Here is an 18363-nt window from a genome sequence, read left to right on the forward strand (position 1 = left end):
CATACCGTCTTTGGGGTATGCGCCTGCTTTCTTATGCCTGCGGATAATATTCAAGCACGCTTGGCGTCACCCCGATCAAACGCGCCTCTTCGCTGACGCAAATACTGTAGAGCAAGGGGCCGAAATCCGCATGCCCTGTGGCGCCGATTTGTTGCTGCCAATAAACCAGCTCGCTTTGCGTGGCATGCCGCTGCAAGCCTTGCTGATACAGCAGGTCAATACTTTGCTGCAGCGCAACTTCAGTCTGCTTTGGATGCAGGGTCAGAAATTCCGTGCTGTTGGCAAAAAGATGGCCAAGCTGACTCAAATTTGCGCTGCCTGCCTGCTTGAGCCAAAAACCGGCGCCGCCCGGATCCGGCATGCGCCCGAATGCGGTTTGATACAGGCGCAGTAAATTGCCGGCCGCCCCACCCCACTCGACATCGTGCGCAAAGCCTTTATCGGCATACTCAATCCGCTCGATTTCCGCAAAACTGATGCTGGCCGCGCTGTGGACATCAAAGCGCGCCTGGATCTGTACGCCGTCCCGATAAGCCTCTCTGGCGCCAGGCAACACCAGCGTATCCACCCCGCCGCCGCCATGCACCACCCAATCCATGCCATCCGCCGGCAAGACCAGGCGCTCATCCTGCGCTGAACCTTGCATGACTTGCGGCGCCTTGACCTGCACGAACAGCGTTTGCAAAACGCCGGCGTTGCCGGCCGCGTCTTTAACTTGCAAATCCAGCCGGTGGCGACCCGCTTGCAATTGCAAATTATCGAGCAGCATCGACACTTGCCCCTGCCCATCCGGACTGGCTATTATCACCGGCCCGCCATCAATGTTGAGCAGCAAACGCGCATCGCTATCCGTGCGCGCTTGCAATCCCAGCCGGTTCCAGGGCAATGAACCATCCGCATGGGTATCCAGGCGCACATCGCGCAACTGCGGGGCGCTGCTATCGACGCGATATTGGCCCAACACCACGCTTTCCGCCGCAAATCCCTGCGCGTCGCTGATTTCGGCGCGCAGGCGCAATTCGCCCGAGGCGTGCGCCTGCCGCCATTGCCACTGCCCTGCGGCGTCAGTATTCAACTCCGCCAGCTTGACTTCCACCCCATCCGCTGCCGTGCCGAACAAGGTCAACAGCGCATTCGGCGCGGCCACGCCGCTTAACTTGATTTCGCCTTTGCCCAACATCGGGCCGGGGTGCAATTCCGGCAAGGCCAGATAATGCACCGCACGCTGGCTGCGGTCGGCAAACTGCATGCTTTCCACCTGATCCAGCAAAATGCTGAGGCGCTCGCCATCCGCCCCCAGTTGCGTCAGACGCAGACTGGTTTCACTCATTTTTTCAATCTGATACTGCGCGCGCGCCAGGGGAAAACGCGCCACATCCCAACCGGCGCCGCCAATCAAGGTGTCATTCCCGCTGCCGCCGTGCAAAGTATCGTCGCCCGCCCCGCCCTGCAATACATCATGGCCCTGCTCGCCGTCCAGCACATCATTGCCGCCACCGCCGGAAAGCAGATTATCCAACTCATTGCCATTGATCACATCATTGCCGCTGCCACCTGAGGCTGCTTCGATTTTGCTGCCGGGATTAATGCTGATCTGGCCGGCGGCGCTGATTTTCTCTGCTTTGCCGCCGACAAAATCCCAATGGCCCGGGCGCAGATGCAAATGCATGTCCTGCGTTAATTCCGAGCCGTCAATCGTATCTTCGCCGCCGCTATCCCAAAACAGATTCGGCGCATCCGGCTGCACCACCAGCACATCGTTCTTGGCTTTGTGGGTCGGCGGGCCATACAGATATTGCATGGCGGCGATATCAAAGGGCTTCATTTGCAAGTGATAATCCGCCTGGTAACTGATATAGCTCATCACCGTCCAGGCGCTGCTATCCTCGTCCCCTTGCAACCAGGGCGGCGGCTCACTATTGATCTGGAAAGGATGGCGCAAACCCAGGGCATGGCCGATTTCATGAATCATGGTATAGACGCCATAACTGCCGTCTTGCATGGTGAGATTGCTGTCATTGCCAGGACTGATGTCAATGTGCACATCGCTGCCATAAAACTCGGCTTCAGGGAAATAAGCGTAACCGCTGGAAGTCACCTGAATATTGGCGGCAAACGCCAGCACATCGCGCGCATTGGGTTCTGTGGTTTCGACAAACTGCACATTCGCGATGCTCTCAATGTAACGCATCGCCTCCAGCGCGGCCGCCTTTTGCGCCGCATTAAAGGGCGCAAAACCATTGCTGTCGGAAGCGTCAAAATAGGCCGGCATAGTCTCCAGAAAGATGTATTTGAAGACATGCGCCTGGCCAAACCCGCCATTGCTGCCGATGAATGCATTGGCTTCGACCGGAATCATGGCGTCAATCCAATACGGCAGCGGAATATGTCCGTTGTAATCGACTTGCTCGATATCCGCCGGCAGTTTGTACAAATCGCAATTGACCACAATGCGGTCTTGCCCGCCAGCGTCCTTCACCACCTGATTGGGCGTATTGACGTAATACACATCATCACCCATGCCGCCTTCCATCGTGACCAACCCTAAGCCTGCATGCAAGACATCATCGCCATCGCCGCCGGATAAAAAATCATCGCCCTCGCCGCTGCTTAAAGTGTCATTGCCCGACCCGCCATACAAGCTGTCATTGCCGCCCCCGCCATCCAAACGGTTATTGCCAGCGTCAATGATCAGCTGGTCATTGCCATCGCCGCCTGACAAAATGCTGGCGCCATCAATCCCATTTTCCACAGTCAGCTGATCATTGCCGGCCCCGCCGTCAAGCAAATTGCGGCCGCCATCATCTTGCAAATAATCATCTCCCTCGCCGCCATACAAGCTGTCGTGTCCGGCGCCGCTGTGCAGTGAATCCTTGCCGCTATCGCCCTGCAGCCAATTATTGCCAAACAGATCAAGCAAACGGTCATCCCCGGCATCGCCATGCAAAACATCATGATTGCCGCCGCCATTGAGCAAGTCATCGCCATCGCCGCCATGCAGAGTGCTGGCTTGCGCGCTGAGATCCGGCCCGGCGCCGCCGTGAAGTTCATCATCGCCGGCGCCGCCTTCAATCCAATCGCGCCCGCCATCGGCATACACAGTGTCATTGCCACCCTGCGCCTGATAATGCAAACCGCCGATCAGCACCGGCAAATGGATGGATTCGGCCTCATCTGCGCCGCGCATGTGATTGGATGGAGGAAACATAATTTTTCAAAGAAGCGCGCCGGCTATGCCGGCGCAGGTTGAGTTCAGCCGGAAAAGACAGAAAATTCCATGCCGTTTTGAATTGTGCCGATGACTTGCGCCTGGTTTTCCGGGCTGTCGGCAAAATACGCCAACACATCCGCCACCGGATTGCCTTGTTTGATCACATTCACCCAGAAATTGTAGCCATCCGGCTCAGCCTGCCGGTGCAGCACATGGTTATACAGCAAGCCGACCACAGTTTCCGCCGATGGATTGCTGCCATACATGGCTTGAAACTCTGCCGAGCCCATAAAGCCTTGCGCGATCTGGGTCAGGGTCGAACCATTGTTTTCCATCTGGTGGAACCAAAAACCGAGGCCGCCGGCGTCCGGGGTGCGGTCAAACGCCGCCTGATACAGGCGATACACTTTGCCGGAAGCGCCATCGGTGTCGAAATTGACATATTTATCAGCAAAGCGCAGGCGTTCCACCCCATTCAAGGTATCCACGCCAAGCGCCCCGGTATTATCCGTAACCGTGATCACGCTGCCGTTCTTGCTGATGGTGAAATTGCTGCGCGCCAAAGAATAGGTCGCCAAATCGAGGCCGGCGGCGCCATTGATGGCGTCATTCCCGGCCAGGCCGGTAAACACATCATTGCCGGCGCTGCCGCTCAAGGTGTCTGCGCTGGCGCTGCCGATCAAGTACACCGCATTGCCGCCCACGCCAAGCTTGCCGGCCAAGCCATCGCCGCCGTACAGCCAGTTCAGCGCCGCCACATCGTAGGGCCGGAAGGTGGAGTATGGGCCGCCGGAATCGGTATAAGACATGAGGGTGTTGCTGGTGTTATCTTGATTGGCGGGCAAGCGCGTACCGCCTTGAAAAGGATGTTTCAGCCCCAGCGCATGTCCGATTTCATGCAGCAGGGTTTCATATCCCGCCTCCCCCGCGATCAGGTTTTGATTTGCGCTGTTCCATTCAACATTGTCCAGATAGATCCAGGCTTGCGCGCTGTATTCTGTAATCTGTTGATTGCCATCATAGTTATATGAAGTATTCCAGGAACACAGCCCGGCGACCGAAGACTCTTCGATATCGCGCATGGAAAAGCGCCAATCGGCGACGCTGGCGTCAGACACTTCCTGGAACTGGATGCCGGTGACGCTGGAAACATAACTGAGCATGCTGCGCGTGGCGTTTTGCTGGCTGGCCGAAAACGCACTTAGCGCATATGTGGGATCTTCCTTGCCACTGTTAATAGAAAAACTGAACTTCAGGATGTTGTTATTACCCGGTAAAACATAATTCCAAGCCGGCCCGGTATCAATCAAGGCGTCAATGTGATTCAAGCCTGAGGTATGGGCGGTGGTGACGTCTGTAACGGTGGCCATCAGTATGCTCCCTGCAGCAAGAAGCTGGCGCAGGATGCGCCAGCCATCATTGGCATCATAACTGATTGCGAAAAATCCGCCAGTGAAGACAGGGTGCAGTCCACCACGCAAACAACACAAAGTCACTTCCAGCAACACAGCATTAGCAGAGCTTTGTTGCACAAATCATCGCCCCGGCGCGCAATGCCTTTTTTAGCCCTCACCCGGCGCCTTGGGCGCATGGCCTGACAGAAGCGGGTGGCTATCACCGGCGCAGTTTGGTCGAAGCTAAAGTGCGTTGCTTCAAATTCCTTGGTGAAATTGAGCACTGCCCCGGAAGCAAGACTGTACAAAAAATCTGAAGGGGACAAAGCAAGACTTTGTTATATGAGACAGGGGCTGATGGAAAACCGAAATGGATTGATCGTCGATATGACCGTCACTTTGCACAGCATGGCGAGAGGCTGCGCTGCAAATGGCGCAGCGCACGGTAAAAAGGCCTTGGCAGCCTGCCACTCCCGGCGCAGCCGGCTTATTTCACGCCTTTTGCACGAAATGACAGCATCGTATTGCCAACCCCGCTTTCCCCCGCCTTAGGCGTACCCATCCGGGGGAGCGGAATTGTCTCATCAAGCGCCAGCGCTACATTGACCGGCTGTTTGAATGTGATTCAAAAGAGCATACATTTTCCATTGCCAATACATTCAATGTTTCTCCCTGCCGAATAGACTGATTACGGAATCTCTCACTTCATCCATAGCACAAGTCACTGATGACACACTTACATAAAGTATTTGCAAAACAATCATTTCAGTGCCAACATTGCATTCTATTTAACAAAACAAGGAGGTCGTTTTATGAAATCGCACTTTCCCCTCATCCTGGCGGCCAGCATTCTGGCGCCGCTCGCAGTCACTCAAGCACACGCCACCGCCTTGTATCTCGCGCCCGACGGCATAGACTCTAACTCCTGCGGCGCTTATGCCAGCCCTTGCAAAACCGTCAAGCGTGCATTACGCACCTCAAGCGGTGTGGACAGATTGCGTCAGGGTGATCAAATCTATTTCAAGCAGGGGGTGTACACCATCAACTACGCCAACCGTAACGACTATTCGATTAACGATTTCGCCCCGCCGCTTGAGTCCTGCGCCACGCCCACCCAAAGTAATGCCTTGCTGCTGGGGCTGGATCCCGCCGCAACGGCTGACGCGGTGCTTGAAATGGCGGAGGATTTTGAGGATCCGGCAGTCAACCGCAACTTTTTCGGCACCTTGATGAGCATCAGCAAAAGCAATTGCGTGATTCTTGACGGCGCGAATGGCGCTAAAAAACGCATCATCCTCGACGGTAAAGAACGCAAGTTTGGCGGGCTGGATAATCCATATTATCTGGCGCATGAAGGCGGGCCGATTCCTGACGATGACGACCCCATGCCATCTGACGCCAGCCTGCTGCAAGTCAAACATGACATTCCGGCAAACGAGCCGCCGAGCGCCTTGAGCTATGGCGGCGTGGTGATCAAAAACATGGAAGTGCGCAACACGCGCGGGCGCGGCATCCGGGTGAGTTTGTATAAAAATGTCGAAATCTCAAATAATATTGTGCGCAATGTGAATTATCGGGCGATTGGCGGTTTTGGCGAAAATGTGCGTATCCTGAATAATCATGTCAGCGATGCGGCAAAAATCAATCGTAACAATATCGTGTTTTATGCCAAGCAGCGGTCCGGCGGTTGGCCTGGGGTGGTGCAGATGGGCGGCGATTGGACTTTCCACTCCATTTTTCCGCGCTCGAAAAACATCGTCATTTCCGGCAATCTGGTCGAAAAAAGCTGGGGTGAAGGCATTATGTGCAGCTGTGATGAAGCGCAAATCCGTGGCAATACCGTGCGCGACACTTATTCTGTCGGCATCTATTTGCACCAGCTCAGCAAAGCGCTTGTCGAACAAAACTACATTTACACCACCACTGCCTGGTATCACCGCCCGCTCCAGCGCACTCCGGTGATTCCACCCTCGCCTGTGCCGGACAATTTACGCCGTCCAATGAATGGCTTCACACTGGCAAGTGAACAAAGTGTGCATGGATCAATCAGATTAAGCGATATTCAGGTGCGCAATAATCTGATTCACACCACCGCTTTTGGCATCAATTATTGGTATGACAGCAATAACCCCGGCCCGGATAATACCTACGAAAAGATCAATATCTCGCACAATACCATTCTCAACAGTCAAAGCAGTCACGCAATCTATATCGACACGCTGCCGCCGACATCGATGCGCTCACCGGATAATCTGATTGCGAATAACCTGATTGAAAGAACTGCAAGTGGTCAGGATATCCGGGTTACTGACACCGATCTGTGGTTGATCAGCGGCAACTATATGATCAATCGTGGTGATTACAGCATCTTTGCCAGACTGGACGCAGACCGCAGCCTGCATGCCGGCAGCCCGCCTTATTTATTCCGCCCGGCGACTGGACACCCTGTGCGCAATTATCCTACCCAATCTACCTTCACCACCGGTGTATTGAAGGATTGGGATTTGCAATCGCGCATTCCGTTCAAGCCCATCCCTGGCATTTTTGAATAAACGGGCGGCTGTTCAGGCGCAAAAACCTGAACAGCTTGATACCGCGCCAGCCTGCGTTGCCGTATCTGCTTTGAGAGAAAAAGCATTTTCAGGCTGGCTCTGACCGATCTCGCCCGCACAATGCCTGCTGCGCCTGGTGTCGGCCTCATGTCAACACATTGCAATCCTGTGCAAGCCGGATGCACAGCGCCTGCTCTGTGCTCAAGCCACCCATATCAATATTACTTGCCACACAAGATGCAAAACACAGCATAAGCGGACATAGCAAGCGATGCGGTCTTTTTTTTATAAAAATTTTACAGTACTGATAGCATTTTCAGACCGTATAATCATGCCCCAAGAAGCATGCAATGTATCAAAAACACTGCGCTGTCTGATAGCGATGGCTTGTCGCACAAAGGCGCTTTGATTGACATCGGATTATTATGAAAAATCACATTTATACATGAATGAATCCACACAATCCGTCCCCGTTCGAGCATGCATTCCGACCGGGTTCGCATTTCCCCGTCTGAGGTATCAATTCAGCTGATTTCCACCATGTCCAACATCACCGCCAGCATTCCCGCTTCTGCCAAGCCGCCATTTTCCGGCCTGGTGCATATCGATTCGCTTCTCACCAACTATCTATCCTGGAATTTTGTAACGAACGCGAATAATACAATTCGCTATACCTTCGCATTGGAGGACGCTGACCCGCGGGGCTTAAGCGCATTCACAACGGCGCAACAGGGGCATACCAGAGGATTGATGCAGTATGTCACCCAGATCACCGGCATCAAACTTGAAGAGGTGGATAATGTGGATGCTGCGAATTGGCGTTTCTCGAATGGCAATGTCTGGCCACGCGAATGGGCTGGCGCCACTTTCCCCAAAGATTTGACGGAAAGCACTGAAAAAGGGACTGAGTACCGGGCACAGGCTGAAATCTTTTTAGATAACGAAGAGTTTGAATATTTGACGTGGGATTTGACGCCAGGAAAAACCGGTTATCAAATTTTACTGCACGAAGTTGGCCATGCGCTGGGTTTAGGTCATCCTTTCGATGGAGAAGTCAGGCTGCCACATGAACAAGACCATACTGACAACACTTTGATGTCTTACACAAGTGGTAAGACGCAAAGCACATACAGCCCGAACGATTTGGCGGCATTGCATTGGCTGTACGGCGGCGATGGCTTAGGCGGCAAGCTTGGCCTTGGCGCCGAAGGAAGATATCTGACCGGAACGGCACAGAAAGAAGAACTGCGCGGCAGTGGCGGCAATGATCTTCTGGTGGGAAATGGCGGCGGCGATACCCTGTATGGCGAGGCCGGGATAGACACTGCGGTTTTCAATCAAGCGCTGAGTTCCTACAACATCATCAAACAAGACAATGGCGTCTTGACGGTCAGCCCAAAGGAAAATGCCGGCGATAGCAATACCTTGCACAATGTTGAGCGCTTACGCTTTAGCGATCAATATCTGAACTTTGATCTGGATGGCGCCTCCGGCCAGATTTATCGCTTATATCAGGCGGCGTTTGACCGCAAGCCGGATGCGTCAGGCTTGGGTTTCTGGTTTCATCAAATGGAGAAAAATGGCGCCAGTCTGCATCAAATCGCGCAAGGCTTTATGCAGTCAGATGAGTTCCAAAAAATGTATGGCGCCAATCCGGATCACAAAACCTTGATCAATCTGATGTACCAGCATGTCTTGCATCGCACGCCTGATGCGGAAGGGGAGAAATTCTGGCTGGATACGCTCAAGCAAGGCAAGGCGCCAGCAGAGATACTGAGTTTTTTTGCCCAATCCCCGGAAAATCAGGCTCAGCTTAACGGCGTCATGCAGCAGGGAATGGCGTTTTCCCTGTTTAGCTAAGCCAAGCCCCGGTGCTGCGGTGCGCTTAATCATCCGCCAATTGCTGCCCCGGAAACAATTCTTCAATGAAGCCGAAATAACGCATATCCTTGATCCGCATCGGGTACAGCACGCCTTGCAAATGGTCGCATTCGTGCTGCACCACGCGCGCATGAAAGCCGCTTGCCTCGCGTTCAATCGCCTGGCCATATTGATCAAAGCCGCTGTAACGCAAGCGGGTGTGACGCGGCACCAGGCCGCGCATGCCGGGCACCGATAAACAGCCTTCCCAGCCCTCTTCCATCTGCGGCCCTATCGGCTGCAGCACGGGATTGATCAAGATAGTCGGCGGCACCGGCGGTGCGTCCGGGTAACGCGGGTTGGGCGCGCCCGAGCCGAAAATCACCAGCTGCAGATCGACCCCGACTTGCGGCGCGGCCAGACCGGCGCCATTCACCGCCTGCATGGTGGCGCACATATCCGCAATCAAGGCGTGCAGTTCCGGCGTATCAAACTGGCGCACCGGCTGCGCCACCCGCAACAGGCGCGCATCGCCCATGCGCAAAATCGGCAGTACACGTCCCTTCTGCTCCATCAATCTTCCCCGTTGCGACCTTGTTGCAAATCGCTCAGATATTGACGGAATTCATTGGCGGTCTCAGGGTGTTTCAAGCCCATCGCCACCATCGCCTTCAAATAGCCGATTTTCGAGCCGCAGTCATAGCGTATGCCGTCATAGCGGTATGCCAGCACGCGCTCGGCTTTCATCAAAGCGGCGATGCCGTCGGTGAGCTGAATTTCACCGCCGGCGCCAGTGCCCAAGCCTTCCAGGAATTCAAAAATCTTGGGCGAAAGCACATACCGGCCCACCACCGCCAGGGTGGACGGCGCGTCTTCAGGCTGCGGCTTTTCCACAATCCCATCCACCAGCTCTAATTGCGGGCGGTAGGAATGCGCGCTGACAATCCCGTATTGCTTGGTGTTGGCGCGCGGCACATCGTGCACCGCCAGCAGGCTGCAGCCTTCATATTCATAGACATCGCTCATCTGGCGCAATACCGGCAAGGTCTGGCCGCTGACATCCATAAAGTCGTCGGCCAGAATCACCGCAAACGGCTCATCGCCAATCACCGGGCGCGCGCACAGCACCGCATGGCCCAAACCCAGCGGCTCGGATTGGCGGATGTAGATGCAGGAAATGTGTTTTGGAATCACATTGCGCACCTGCTCCAGCAATTTTTGCTTGCCGGCCTCTTCCAATTCCGATTCCAGCTCATAGGCTTTGTCGAAATGGTCTTCAATCGCGCGCTTATTGCGCCCGGTGATGAAAATCATCTCCGTAATGCCAGCCGCGACCGCTTCTTCTACTGCATATTGGATCAAGGGCTTATCGACGATGGGCAGCATTTCCTTGGGCTGCGCTTTGGTGGCCGGTAAAAAACGGCTGCCCAGGCCGGCAACGGGAAATACGGCTTTTCTGATTTTTTTCATTTTTACGCCTCGTTTTCTAGGGGGTCTTGTTCAGTCTGCACTGGCTGCAAGAGACTTAAGAATTGCGCTTCGTCTATCACGGCAACGCCCAATTCCTGCGCCTTGGCGAGCTTGCTGCCGGCATCGCTGCCGGCCACCACCAGACTGGTTTTCTTGGATACGGATGAGGAAACTTTACCGCCGGCTTTTTCAATCATGCCTGCCGCCGCATCACGGGTTAAGGTCGGCAGGGTTCCAGTCAAGACCACGGTTTTGCCGGCAAACACTTGTGGCGTATTGTCGCGCTCGCCCTCGCCTTCCTTCAGCGCAATCCCGGCGGCGCGCAATTGCTCCACCATTTCGCAGTTGATCGGGTCGGCGAAAAATGCGCTGATCGACGCCGCCACCACCGGGCCGATATCTTCGACTTGCAATAATTCTTCGGCGCTGGCGGCTTGCACCGCTTCGAGCTTACCGAAATGGCGCGCCAAGGCTTTGGCGGTCGATTCGCCAACGTGGCGGATGCCCAGCGCATAAATAAAGCGCGCCAGATTCACATTTTGCTTGGAGGCGGCCAAGGCGCTCAAAATATTTTGCGCCGATTTTTCCGCCATACGCTCCAGGGCCGCCAGCTTGGCCACGCCCAGCTTGTACAGATCGGCAGGCGTATTGATGATGTTTTTCTCCACCAATTGCTCAACCAACTGCTCACCCAGACCTTCAATATCCATCGCGCGACGCGAGGCGAAATGAATCAGCGCGCCTTTTTTTTGCGCCTTGCAACGCTGCCAGCCGCCGCTGCAGCGTGCGATTGCTTCTTCCTCCGGGCGCTCAATCGGGCTGCCGCATACCGGGCAGGCTTGCGGCATGACAAATTCGCGCGCATCAGCCGGTCTGCGTTCGGGCACATGCGCCACCACTTCCGGGATCACGTCGCCGGCGCGCCGCACAATCACGGTGTCGCCAATCCTGATATCTTTGCGCCGCACTTCGTCTTCATTGTGCAAGGTGGCGTTGGTGACGGTGACGCCGCCGACAAACACCGGGGCCAGGCGCGCCACCGGGGTGATAGCGCCGGTGCGTCCCACTTGCACTTCAATCTCTTCCAGCGTGGTCAGGGCTTCTTCCGCCGGGAATTTATGCGCAATCGCAAAACGCGGGGCGCGTGAGACAAAGCCGAGTTTTTGCTGCAAATCAAACTGATTGAGTTTGTACACCACGCCGTCAATGTCATATGGCAGGCCGGCGCGCTGCAAGCCGATATTGCGGAAAAATTCGAGCAGACCGGCGGCGTCTTGCACCACGGCGCGCTTATCGCACACCGGCAAGCCGAGCGTGACATACCAATCCAGCAGCGCGGCCTGGGAGGGCGGCATCGGCGCGCCCTGCAAATCGCCGATGCCGTAGGCGAAGAAGCGCAGGCTGCGCTGGGCTGTGATGCGCGAGTCAAGCTGGCGCAAGCTGCCGGCGGCGGCGTTGCGCGGGTTGGCGAATTCTTTTTGCCCTGCGGCGCGCTGACGCGCATTCAGATTTTGAAAATCCTGTTTGAACATCAAAACTTCACCGCGCACCTCCAGCACCTGCGGCACAACCGCGCCAAACAGGCGCAGCGGAATCACATCAATTGTGCGGATATTTGCTGTCACATCTTCGCCGGTGGCGCCATCGCCGCGCGTGGCGGCCTGGGTCAGGATGCCGTTTTCATAGCGCAGGCTGATGGCCAGACCGTCAAATTTCAAATCCACCGCATATTCGGCGTGGAATTGATCCAAGCCTTCTTTCACGCGACGGTCAAAGTTTTCAATGTCCTCATCGCTGAAACCATTGTTGAGCGACAACATGGGGACGCTGTGCTGCACCTGGGAAAATTCCGGCAGCGGAACCCCGCCCACGCGCTTGGTGGGCGAATCGGCTTGCGCCCATTCCGGGTGCGCCGCCTCCCAGGCTTGCAATTGTTTGAACAGGCGGTCGTACTCGGCATCGGGAATGCTGGGATTATCCAGCACATAATAGGCATGCGCATGGCGGTTTAATTCGGCCACCAGGGCAATCATGTCTTCTTGTGTCGTCATGTCATTCTCAAACAGGGAAGGACGCGGGAATCGAACCCGCGTCCCGGCAAGGCGTCGCGGCTCAATTGAACAGGCGCTGCGCGCGCGTGGAGCCGGCGGGAATCTGCGAGCCTTGCATCTCAATATAAAAGGCTTGCACCTGACCGGCGATTTCTTGCAATTGAGCGTCGCTCAAAATTTGATTGCTGTCATCAACAATGCTGGCGTCAAGCCGCTGCGCCAGGCTGTGCGCGCAGGCGGTCATGGCGCCAAACGGATCTTTTTCCGGGGCCACGCAAGGCACATCCAGCAACAGCGTTAAGCGCGACGTGGTGTCCGCCGCCACTGTGACATTGGTGGAGAGGGAAAACAGATTGCCGCCGGCCCCATCTTTCATCACAAAACGGCCATCCGGGCGCACGTCAAAGCCCTGTTTTTCCAGCGCCAGCAATAAGGTGTTCATGGCCCAGGGCGCGCCGTTGCTGGCCAGATTGATGCCCAGTTGCGCATCGTGCTCCAGCACAAATTGATGCAGCGAGCGCGCGCGCGCCATGACATCAATCATGTCCGGGATATCCGCTTCTGCGCCGATTTCATCGCCCAGCTGACGCAGCCTGGTCACCAATTCGGAATATTCCAGCTCATTCATGGCGGTGGCGCGGCTGGCCATCTGCACCCCGACTTTAAGCTCGGCATATTGGCCGCCATACACAATCGGCTCCCAATCGCCATCCACCCGCAAGCCGCAGTAATGCACCGGCTTATTGCCGACATGGCGCAAATGCTGCAACACCGGCAACAGTTTTTCCGCGCGCATCGGCGCTTCCATACTCATCTTGATGACGCAATCAATCAATTTATCGATTGGCAATTCCGGTTTGGGTTTTGCCTTGGGCGCAAGCTCAGAGGCCAGCTCTGACGCGCCGCCCTCCTCTGCCGCAGTGTGCGCCTGAGCACTGGCCGGCGCATGCTGGGCGGGGACTGCATGCGGCTGCAGATCCATTTCCGGCTCTTGACGCGGCTGCATCAAGACATCGTCGGGATTGCCGGCAAAGGCCCGCTCGACGCTCTTGCGCGCGCGCACCTCTTGCCATTTGTTATAAGAAAACACGGCGACCACGGCGACTGCGCCGCCGGCGATCAATGTGAGTTGAAGATCCGTTATCATGCTGCTTGCGCCTCAGAAGCAAAGTTGGCGGCTGACTCCATGTCAACCGCGACGATACGCGACACACCTTGTTCCTGCATGGTGACCCCGATTAACTGCTGGGCCATTTCCATCGCTATTTTATTATGCGAAATGAACAGGAACTGCGTGTGCGCAGACATCTTTTTCACCATATTACAGAAGCGTTCGGTATTTGCGTCATCCAGCGGTGCATCCACCTCGTCCAATAAGCAGAACGGCGCGGGATTGAGCTGGAACATGGCAAACACCAGGGCGGTGGCGGTGAGCGCCTTTTCGCCGCCGGATAATAAGTGAATCGTGGCATTTTTTTTGCCCGGCGGCTGCGCCATCACCTGCACCCCGGCGTCAAGAATTTCATCGCCGGTCATGATCAGGCGCGCCTGGCCGCCGCCAAATAAAATCGGGAACAAGGTCGAGAAGTGGCCATTCACCTTGTCAAAGGTTTCTTGCAATAAGTCGCGCGTCTCGCGGTCAATCTTGGCGATCGCGTCTTCCAGCGTGGTGATGGCTTCGGTCAAATCCTGGAATTGCGAATCAAGGAATTGCTTGCGCTCTTGCGCTACCGCCAATTCTTCCAGCGCCGCCAGATTCACGGCGCCCAGCGCGTTAATCTGGTTATTGATGCGCGTGACTTCCCCTTGCAGCCAGGAGGGACGCAGCTCAGGGGTGAGTTTTTGCGCCAGCTCCGCTTCGTTCGCATTGGCAGCCTGCAATTGCTCAGCGAATTGCTCTTGATTTAAGCGCGCCGCCTGCTCTTTGAGTTGCCATTCGGTGATTTTGTCGCGCAAGGGTTGCAAGCTGCGTTCGCCCTGCATGCGCGCTTCTTCCATGCCGCGCAGTTTTTGCGTGATCTGGTCTAATTCATGGCGCGCATCAGACAGGGCTTTTTCCTGTCCCATGCGGCGGTCTAACAATTCCTGCAAGCCCTCATTTGCGCTCTGATCGTCCAGGCTTTCCAATTCTTCCTGCCCGGCTTGCAGATTTTCCTGCAGCTGCAAACTCTGCTCACGCGCGGTGGCGATGCCGCGCTCCAATTCGGCAATCCGGTTACGCTGGCTTTTTTCGGCGAATTCAGCCTCGCGCGCCGCATTTTCCGCATCGCGCAGGGCTTGCCGCGCCAGCGTCAATTGCGCTTCTTTTTGCAAAAACTGGTTTTGTCCTTCTTCATGGCTGGCCTGCAATTCGGCCAGCTCAATGTCCAATTCCTCGAATTTCTGCTCAGCTTCAAGCCGGCTTTGCTGGTGCTCGGCTTCCTGCGCGCGGATTTCCGCCAGATCCTGCTCAATCTGCCCGCTGCGCTGGCGGAAGCGCTCCTCAATTTCAGACAGCTTGACCAGTTCAATCTGGCCATTGTGCACAGCCTGGGTCACGCTTTGCTGCTTTTGCCGCCATTGCAAAATTTGCTGATTGAGATGATTGAGCTGATTTTCAGCACGCTGCAAACGGCTGCGCGCTTCCTCGGCTAACATCTGCTGGGCGCGGATCTGCTTGCCAAGATTGTCGATTTCCTGCTGGCGCGCCAGCATGCCGTCCTGCTCAGAGTCGGCGGCATGAAAGCGCACGCTGTGACGTCCGACCAAATGCCCGGATTGGCAGATGAAAGCGCCGCCGGGCGGCAATTCATGACGCCGGGCGAAGGCGTCTTCCACATGCTGGGCCACATAAATCCCGGCCAGCCAGTCTTCCAGCAGGGAGCGCAGCGCCGGATCATTGAGTTTCAGCAAGGCGGCAAACGGCTGCACCGCCAGCTGCGGCGCGGCGTCCGGCCCTGGCGTTGGCGGGCTGTAGAGCGCCAGCCGGGCCGGCGGCGCATCGCGCCAAAAACCCTTGACCCAATCCAGGTTCGAGACTTCCAAGGCCCCGGCGCGCTCGCGCAGCACGGCTTCCAGCGCGGTTTCCCAGCCGGCTTCGATATGCAACTGCTGCCACAGGCGCGGCAAGTGGTCCAGCCCATGTTTTTGCAACCAGGGTTGCACCTTGCCCGTGCTTTGCACTTTTTCCTGCAACTGGCGCAGGGCGGCAAGGCGCGCTTCGAGCTGCGCCAGGGTGGCTTGTTCCTGCTGCGCCAGCTGCTGCGCAGCCTTGCGCTCGTCTTCGGCTTGCGGCTGCTGGATCTGGCCTTCTTCGAGTTGCTGGCTGATTTCTTCCAGCACCATCTCGCGCTCGGCCTGTTGTTCGCGCAAAAACTGTAAATGCCCGGCGTCCGGCGCTTGCAAGCCGCCTTTTTCCTGCTGCAAACGTTCACGCCGCGCCGTCAGGCTTGAGAGAATTGCGGCCGCATTGCGCTGATGCGCCGCTTGCAATTCCAGCTGCTGTTGCACTTGCATGATTTTGCCGCGCGACTCTGTACTCTTGAGCTGCGCCTGGCGCCAGTCAAATTCAATATTCGGCAAGCGGTCGTTATGCTGTTGCGCGCTTTCTTGCGCAATCTGCGCCTTCATACCCAATTCTTCCAGCGCGATTCTGGCTTCTTCGAGTTCGCTTTGCTGGTGCTGTAATTGCTGCTGCCATTGCTCGCGCTGGGCTTTGACGCTGTTGATCTGGTTTTGCAGGCGCTGACGCGATTCGAGCACAAACTTGATTTGCGCTTCCAGGCTGCCGATTTCGGCATTGGTCTGATACAAATGCCCTTGCGCCTGATGCAAGCGGTCGCCAATTGCATAATGCGCCTGGCGCATCTGCTCTAAATCCAGCTCGGTCGAACGCAGGCGCGCGGTTTGTTCTTCCAAACCGTTTTGCGCCAATTCGATTTCGCGGAAGACGCGCGCCTGCTCGGCGGCGGCTTCATTTTTACGCAACAGCCAGAGCAGTTTTTGCTTTTCCTCGCCTTCAGCCTGCAGGGAGCGGAATTTATTCGCCACCACCGCCTGCGCTTCGAGTTTTTCCAGATTGGCGTTGAGTTCGCGCAAGATGTCTTCCACCCGCACCAGGTTTTCGCGCGTATCGTGCAAGCGGTTTTCAGTTTCGCGCCGCCGCTCTTTGTATTTCGAGACGCCCGCCGCCTCTTCCAGAAACACGCGCAATTCTTCCGGGCGCGATTCGATAATGCGCGAAATCATGCCCTGGCCAATGATGGCGTAAGCGCGCGGGCCAAGCCCGGTGCCTAAGAAAATGTCTTGAATATCGCGCCGGCGCACCGGCTGGTTATTGATGTAGTAACTGGATGTGCCATCGCGCGTGAGGGTGCGTTTGACAGCGATTTCCGCATACTGGCCCCATTGCCCGGAAGCGCGCCCAAGGCTGTTGTCAAACACCAGCTCGACCGAGGCGCGGCCAGCCGGTTTGCGGTGCGTGCTGCCATTGAAAATCACGTCTTGCATCGACTCGCCGCGCAATTCTGAAGCCTTGGACTCCCCCAACACCCAGCGCACGGCATCGATGATATTGCTCTTGCCGCAGCCATTCGGGCCGACCACGCCCACCAATTGTCCAGGCACAGCGAAGGATGCCAGATCGACAAAAGATTTAAAGCCCGACAGTTTGATCGAAGTTAAGCGCACAGTGTTTTTGCTCTTGGGTTTGCCGCCAGCGGCAAGGTGAACAGTTTGTCAAAGGCTGGCAATGATAGCACTCACAGCCGGCGCGCGCGCTTGGCGTATGCGACAAAGCATGGAAATATTATAATTTGAAACACATTAATACTTAAAAACATTCCGGATTGCAATTAATGCAAGCCGATGACATCTGTATTCCTCGTCATTCGCGTGCTGCGCATATAATGTTGCCGCTGCTGATGCATTGCAGCATTGATCAACCATACCGGACAGATGTCATGACTGAACAATTGCAAAACCTGATCGAAGCCGCCTGGGAACAAAGAGCTGAATTTTCACCGGGCAATGCGCCTGCTGATGTTAAGCAGGCGGTGCAGCAAGCCTTGGCTGCGCTGGACGATGGCAGTATGCGCGTGGCGCAAAAAATCGATGGCCAGTGGCAGGTGAATCAGTGGCTGAAAAAAGCGGTTTTGCTGTCTTTCCGCCTGGAAGGCAATGCGCCCATGCCCTGCGGTCAGGGTGACGCCAGCGTGATGCAGTTTTATGACAAAGTGCCGACCAAATTCGCCAACTACACCGAGCAGGATTTTGTGCGCGGCGGTTTTCGCGTCGTGCCGCCGGCTGTCGCGCGGCGCGGCTCCTTTATCGGCAAAAACGTGGTCTTGATGCCCTCATATGTGAATATCGGCGCATATGTCGATGAAGGCACGATGGTCGATACCTGGGCCACCGTCGGCTCTTGCGCGCAAATCGGCAAAAACGTGCATCTGTCCGGCGGCGTCGGCATCGGCGGCGTGCTGGAGCCGATGCAAGCCAATCCCACCATTATCGAAGACAATTGCTTCATCGGCGCGCGCTCGGAAATCGTGGAAGGCGTGATTGTGGAAGAGAATTCGGTGATCTCGATGGGCGTGTATATCAGCCAATCGACCCGCATTTATGACCGCGAAACCGGTGAAATCAGCTATGGCCGCATTCCGGCAGGTTCGGTGGTGGTGTCCGGCTCGCTGCCGGCAGCCGATGGCAAACACAGCCTGTATTGCGCCGTGATTGTGAAAAAAGTCGATGCCAAAACCCGCGCCAAGACTGAAATCAATGCCCTTTTGCGCGCAGACTGAGCAATAATGCAAACAGTGCAGGCGCAAGCCACTTTGCGCCTGGTT

The 18363-nt window shown here is 56.0% G+C and carries 10 protein-coding genes and 2 pseudogenes; 5 read left to right on the forward strand and 7 right to left on the reverse strand.

Features of this window, described 5'->3' with window-relative positions; translation table 11 throughout:
* Nucleotides 1-31: 31 nt before the first annotated feature.
* On the reverse strand, nucleotides 32-3208 hold the full coding sequence (locus V8J88_RS11170) for a M10 family metallopeptidase C-terminal domain-containing protein (protein WP_338849601.1): 3177 nt from the start codon (nucleotides 3206-3208) through the stop codon (nucleotides 32-34).
* Between the two features lie 44 nt (nucleotides 3209-3252).
* The gene (locus tag V8J88_RS11175; protein WP_338849603.1) at nucleotides 3253-4581 is read right to left on the reverse strand and encodes a DUF4214 domain-containing protein; all 1329 of its coding nucleotides are present in this window, start codon (nucleotides 4579-4581) and stop codon (nucleotides 3253-3255) included.
* A gap of 192 nt (nucleotides 4582-4773) precedes the next feature.
* Between V8J88_RS11175 and V8J88_RS11180 the strand changes: the two are divergent.
* From V8J88_RS11180 to V8J88_RS11195, 4 genes and pseudogenes are all read left to right on the forward strand, one after another.
* Nucleotides 4774-4880, forward strand: a pseudogene (locus V8J88_RS11180) (IS5/IS1182 family transposase); the annotation flags it as partial.
* A gap of 4 nt (nucleotides 4881-4884) precedes the next feature.
* Nucleotides 4885-5004 (forward strand): annotated as a pseudogene (locus V8J88_RS11185) (IS5/IS1182 family transposase); the annotation flags it as partial.
* A gap of 413 nt (nucleotides 5005-5417) precedes the next feature.
* The gene (locus V8J88_RS11190; RefSeq protein ID WP_338849605.1) at nucleotides 5418-7157 is read left to right on the forward strand and encodes a right-handed parallel beta-helix repeat-containing protein; all 1740 of its coding nucleotides are present in this window, start codon (nucleotides 5418-5420) and stop codon (nucleotides 7155-7157) included.
* Between the two features lie 750 nt (nucleotides 7158-7907).
* A complete protein-coding gene (locus V8J88_RS11195) occupies nucleotides 7908-9017 on the forward strand; it encodes a DUF4214 domain-containing protein (protein WP_338849607.1) in 1110 nt (369 codons plus the stop codon).
* Between the two features lie 25 nt (nucleotides 9018-9042).
* Here the strand turns inward: V8J88_RS11195 and def are convergent, their stop codons facing one another.
* The 5 genes from def to smc form a co-directional block, all read right to left on the reverse strand.
* Nucleotides 9043-9591: a peptide deformylase gene (gene def, locus V8J88_RS11200; protein WP_338849609.1), complete on the reverse strand. Its 549-nt coding sequence runs from the start codon at nucleotides 9589-9591 to the stop codon at nucleotides 9043-9045.
* Nucleotides 9591-10487, reverse strand: coding sequence for a UTP--glucose-1-phosphate uridylyltransferase GalU (gene galU / locus V8J88_RS11205; RefSeq protein WP_338849611.1), 897 nt, complete (start codon nucleotides 10485-10487; stop codon nucleotides 9591-9593). The genes def and galU overlap by 1 nt, the downstream gene beginning before the upstream one ends.
* Nucleotides 10488-10489: 2 nt before the next feature.
* Nucleotides 10490-12538 (reverse strand): NAD-dependent DNA ligase LigA, encoded by a 2049-nt coding sequence (ligA, locus tag V8J88_RS11210; protein WP_338849613.1) that lies wholly within the window; start codon nucleotides 12536-12538, stop codon nucleotides 10490-10492.
* Nucleotides 12539-12599: 61 nt separating this feature from the next.
* A complete protein-coding gene (locus V8J88_RS11215) occupies nucleotides 12600-13682 on the reverse strand; it encodes a cell division protein ZipA C-terminal FtsZ-binding domain-containing protein (protein WP_338849872.1) in 1083 nt (360 codons plus the stop codon).
* The gene (smc, locus tag V8J88_RS11220; RefSeq protein ID WP_338849614.1) at nucleotides 13682-17206 is read right to left on the reverse strand and encodes a chromosome segregation protein SMC; all 3525 of its coding nucleotides are present in this window, start codon (nucleotides 17204-17206) and stop codon (nucleotides 13682-13684) included. Before smc ends, V8J88_RS11215 begins: the two co-directional genes overlap by 1 nt.
* Before the next feature lie 272 nt (nucleotides 17207-17478).
* Between smc and dapD the strand changes: the two genes are divergently transcribed.
* Nucleotides 17479-18318 (forward strand): 2,3,4,5-tetrahydropyridine-2,6-dicarboxylate N-succinyltransferase, encoded by an 840-nt coding sequence (gene dapD, locus V8J88_RS11225; protein ID WP_338849616.1) that lies wholly within the window; start codon nucleotides 17479-17481, stop codon nucleotides 18316-18318.
* Nucleotides 18319-18363 lie beyond the last annotated feature (45 nt).

The organism is Massilia sp. W12 (assembly GCF_037300705.1).
Lineage (GTDB): Bacteria > Pseudomonadota > Gammaproteobacteria > Burkholderiales > Burkholderiaceae_D > JACPVY01.

Bases quoted from the DNA above. Each gene is read 5' to 3' on its own strand.
- V8J88_RS11170 (WP_338849601.1), bottom strand. From the start codon at position 3,208: ATGTTTCCTCCATCCAATCACATGCGCGGCGCAGATGAGGCCGAATCC.
- V8J88_RS11175 (WP_338849603.1), bottom strand. From the start codon at position 4,581: ATGGCCACCGTTACAGACGTCACCACCGCCCATACCTCAGGCTTGAAT.
- V8J88_RS11190 (WP_338849605.1), top strand. From the start codon at position 5,418: ATGAAATCGCACTTTCCCCTCATCCTGGCGGCCAGCATTCTGGCGCCG.
- V8J88_RS11195 (WP_338849607.1), top strand. From the start codon at position 7,908: ATGCAGTATGTCACCCAGATCACCGGCATCAAACTTGAAGAGGTGGAT.
- def (WP_338849609.1), bottom strand. From the start codon at position 9,591: ATGGAGCAGAAGGGACGTGTACTGCCGATTTTGCGCATGGGCGATGCG.
- galU (WP_338849611.1), bottom strand. From the start codon at position 10,487: ATGAAAAAAATCAGAAAAGCCGTATTTCCCGTTGCCGGCCTGGGCAGC.
- ligA (WP_338849613.1), bottom strand. From the start codon at position 12,538: ATGACGACACAAGAAGACATGATTGCCCTGGTGGCCGAATTAAACCGC.
- dapD (WP_338849616.1), top strand. From the start codon at position 17,479: ATGACTGAACAATTGCAAAACCTGATCGAAGCCGCCTGGGAACAAAGA.